This window comes from Parablautia muri, assembly GCF_009917485.1.
Lineage (GTDB): Bacteria > Bacillota > Clostridia > Lachnospirales > Lachnospiraceae > Suilimivivens > Suilimivivens muri.
Window position 1 is genome coordinate 1 of sequence record NZ_QZDT01000117.1, and the last position, 3,758, is coordinate 3,758.

General features: G+C 44.3%; 4 protein-coding genes. All 4 read left to right on the plus strand.

Annotation, left to right across the window (positions count from 1 at the left end; all coding sequences use genetic code 11):
- Positions 1–56: 56 nt before the first annotated feature.
- The 4 genes from D5281_RS24275 to D5281_RS24285 all read left to right on the plus strand — a co-directional run bounded on the left by D5281_RS24275 (position 57) and on the right by D5281_RS24285 (position 3,351).
- On the plus strand, positions 57–410 hold the full coding sequence (locus tag D5281_RS24275) for a hypothetical protein (protein WP_160562440.1): 354 nt from the start codon (positions 57–59) through the stop codon (positions 408–410).
- Positions 403–1,596 (plus strand): recombinase family protein, encoded by a 1,194-nt coding sequence (locus D5281_RS24280; RefSeq protein ID WP_277935602.1) that lies wholly within the window; start codon positions 403–405, stop codon positions 1,594–1,596. The genes D5281_RS24275 and D5281_RS24280 overlap by 8 nt, the downstream gene beginning before the upstream one ends.
- Positions 1,589–1,984 carry a hypothetical protein gene (locus D5281_RS26280; RefSeq protein ID WP_277935603.1) on the plus strand — a complete coding sequence of 132 codons (396 nt, stop codon included), beginning with the start codon at positions 1,589–1,591 and terminating at the stop codon, positions 1,982–1,984. Before D5281_RS24280 ends, D5281_RS26280 begins: the two co-directional genes overlap by 8 nt.
- 206 nt (positions 1,985–2,190) lie before the next feature.
- Complete coding sequence (locus tag D5281_RS24285; protein WP_160562441.1) at positions 2,191–3,351, plus strand: hypothetical protein; 1,161 nt, start codon at positions 2,191–2,193, stop codon at positions 3,349–3,351.
- Positions 3,352–3,758 lie beyond the last annotated feature (407 nt).

The following is a 3,758-nucleotide window of genomic DNA, read 5'->3' on the forward strand; positions in this document are numbered from 1 at the left end:
TGACAGGAAAATGGGTGATTTCACGACAGCAGGTGAGGTCGAATCTGTGACAGCTCATGAAGTTATTAACAGTATTCTGCCTTAAGGACGGGAGGGAAACCGTTAAACAGTGGCAGGAGCATGAGGTGGTGCATATCTGCACGGAAGAGCAGAAACGGCAGATCAGTCTGAAAAACTCCGGCAGAAAACAGACGGAGGAACAGCGCAGACGGCACAGTGAGCGGATGAAGGAATACTGGAAGGGGCGCGAATTCCCGGAGGAGCAGCGCCGGCGACAGAGCGAAAAGATGAAGGCATACTGGAACGACAGGGAGGCTTCGGATACCCACAGGCAGACGGTGCGCCGGCTGATGAAAGAAATGCGGGCGGGGGACGCCGGAGCCGGAAAGGAGGGGGACGGCAATGCCTAATGTGACAGTGATACCTGCGACAAGGAACCTGCATACCGGGGTAAGGAATGACGCAGTGGCAAAGCGGAAGACCGCCGGATACGCCCGCGTCAGCACGGACAGCGAGGAGCAGCTCACCAGCTACGAGGAGCAGGTGGATTATTACACCAATTACATCAAATCCCGGCCGGAATGGGAGTTTGTAAACGTGTATACGGACGAGGGCATAAGTGCGACCGACACGAGGCACAGGAGCGGATTCAACCAGATGGTGCAGGACGCGCTGGACGGGAAGATTGACCTTATCGTCACCAAGTCGGTGAGCCGGTTTGCGAGGAACACGGTGGACAGCCTCACCACGGTTCAGAAGCTGAAGGAGAAAGGCGTGGAGGTCTATTTCCAGAAGGAGAACATCTACACGCTGGACTCCAAGGGAGAACTGCTCATTACCATCATGTCCTCGCTGGCGCAGGAAGAGTCCCGCTCCATCTCGGAAAACGTGACATGGGGGAAACGGAAGCGGTTTGCGGACGGCAAGGTCAGCCTGGCCTACAGTTCTTTCCTCGGCTATCGGAAAGGGGAGGACGGGCAGATGGAGGTTGTGCCGGAAGAGGCGGAAACGGTGCGGCTCATCTACCGGCTGTTTATGCAGGGGCAGACGCCCTACGCCATCGCAAAATACCTGACGGACAGGAACATCCCAACGCCAACGGGAAAGGAGACATGGCGGCACAGGACGGTGGAGAACATCCTTTCCAACGAAAAGTACAAAGGCGACGCCCGCCTGCAGAAGTGCTACACGGTGGACTTCCTTTCTAAGAAGCGCAAGGCGAACGAAGGGGAAGTGCCGCAGTATTATGTGGAGGGCAGCCATGACGCCATCATCGAGCCTGCGGAGTGGCAGCTCGTGCAGATGGAGATACAGCGGAGGAAGAACCTGGGGCGGAGCCATAACTGCTGCAGCCCGTTTTCGGCAAAGCTGAAATGCGGGGACTGCGGGGAATACTTCGGCTCCAAGGTCTGGCATTCCAACAGTAAGTACAAGCGGACGGTATGGCAGTGCAACGCCAAATTCAAGGGGGAAAGCAAATGCGCCACGCCCCATCTGTACGAGCAACGGATTAAGGAGCTGTTCCTGGAGGCGCTCGGCATCCTGATGGAAAACCGGGAGGAGGTCATCGGGGACTGCAGGGCGGTCAATGGATAACCTGGCCGACAGCAGCGCCATTGAGGCGGAGCTGGAAGCGGTCAGCAGGGAGAAAGAAGTGACGGCGGGGCTGATCCAGAGACTGGTCGATGAGAACGCCACCCGGAAACTCGACCAGCACGACTACCGCAAAAAGTATGACGGGTATGCAAACCGGTATGCCGCCCTTGAGAGCCGGGAGAACAGCTTGGAGAAAGAGCGGGAGAGGAAGGAAATACAGTATGACATTTTCAGCGGATTCATTGCGGGACTTGAGGAAGTGCGAGAGCTGCCGGTAGATTTCAATGAAAAGCTGTTCCACAGGCTTGTAGATTACGCAACGGTCCATTCGGATGGACGGGTGGTGTTCACCTTCTGCAACGGAGCGGAAGTCAGCACAGAGATTTGAAAGCTGGAAGCGGTCGGGGCATCAGGTTTTTGCCAGATGCCACCGGCCGCTTTTTCTGTGCGGAAATAAGATGTTACTGTGTATGGAAATTTGTGAAAAATTGAGGTATAATTTCCATGCTGGAAGTGTTCAATAAATCGGGACTTTGCAAGCAGGTAATTTCCGATATTATACTTGTATTGTTGAGTTGAAAGAGGGCATGGTTTATGAAATTAGTTGTATTTGATGAAAAAGAGATAGAAAGTATTAAGAAAAGCGACATAATTAAATATGTCATGTTGGTATTAGCGACACCCAGCGGTTTGCTATTATCTTGTGTGTTGGCTTACTTAAATATTGATTTTATAGAGTTGCTAAAAGTATTTAGTGAAAATATTTCCAATTTAGAAGTATTAGATAAATTAGGACAGATTATGGGAAAATGGTATATAATTTCACTTTCCATGATCTTTGTAGCATTATTATTGCTTGTGATATATTTCGTTTGTAATAAAAAAAAGAATGAAGAAGCTCTCACATGGGGGCAAACTTTAATTCTTATGAGTGAGTTAATATTGATATCACAATTCCTATTACCACTTTTCACTATTACAGTGTTAATAGTAATTGCGCTTTTATATTTTGTGTTTTTTTCGTCTGTTTTATTGAAAAATTTAATTGGATATGGAACATATCTTTTTGTGGTGATTGTTGAAAAAATATGTACATCTTCTGGAATAACATTGACTTATGGTGAGTTTATAGGACAAGAAAGATATTCAATGTTTTTAACAATGATTACATTTCTTGTCTCAATACCGTATATATTACCTATTTTGTTAATGGTAATTAAAAAAATCATTCAAGGTGTCACTGGGAACAAAATTGTAACGCTTATTTTTAAACCGATGGAAGCGTTATTTAGCGTTAATGTGTTGCGTTATAGTATATATATGCTATTATTTTTCACAAGTGTTTTTACATACAGCGTAAATATAGTAGAATCTGATTATTTTCTTTCACTTGTTAAAGAAGCATTGTTGGAATTTGTGTTATTAGATACGGTAATATATTCGATTATATCTAATTTAAAGGATATAAAGATAAATCATAAACAACAAAATATGAGAAAATATTACATTCCTTTTAAATATGATTTGGAATTTGTTTTATCTGCAATTTCTATGTACAATTTGAAATATAATGAAATGTACGCCCGTATTAAATTTTCTGTAGATATAAATAGAAGTCTAAAATGGGAAAAGCAAAAAAATATAAGCGAGATAGATAAATTATTAATAGATATTTCTACAAATTATTATAAAATAGAGATTTTGGAACAAAAAGTAAAAATAGTATTAAGTATGGTAATTGATAAAATTGGATGATTGTGGGTATACAAGAGCAAATAAAGATTTTCTCTACACAAAACTCAATAACTTCCAGTTGATTGTGTTTGCAAAAATGCTATAATCCTTTGGGTGCAAAAAATAACGATAGCCACCTTAAAAAACAGGCTATCGTTATTTTTTACACCCCCAATTATCGAAAGCGCGGCAATTCCGAATAATAAAACGATAGCCGCCCATGTACGGGTGCATCTGCCTTTCCAAAAGGCGTTTATTTAAGGGCATTTGCGGTATATGTAAAAACGATAGAACCCATTCCAAGATTGTATCAATTTGGACACGCAATATGGTGTGGGAGGTCGGCTGCTCAACTAATGTTAATAACTTCATGAGCTGTCACAGATTCAATCTTATCCGCTGTCACAAATCTGCTCATTTTCCTGTCA

Coding starts and splice junctions, on each gene's coding strand:
- D5281_RS24280 (WP_277935602.1), top strand. CDS start 403: ATGCCTAATGTGACAGTGATACCTGCGACAAGGAACCTGCATACCGGG.
- D5281_RS26280 (WP_277935603.1), top strand. CDS start 1,589: ATGGATAACCTGGCCGACAGCAGCGCCATTGAGGCGGAGCTGGAAGCG.
- D5281_RS24285 (WP_160562441.1), top strand. CDS start 2,191: ATGAAATTAGTTGTATTTGATGAAAAAGAGATAGAAAGTATTAAGAAA.
- D5281_RS24275 (WP_160562440.1), top strand. CDS start 57: ATGAAGTTATTAACAGTATTCTGCCTTAAGGACGGGAGGGAAACCGTT.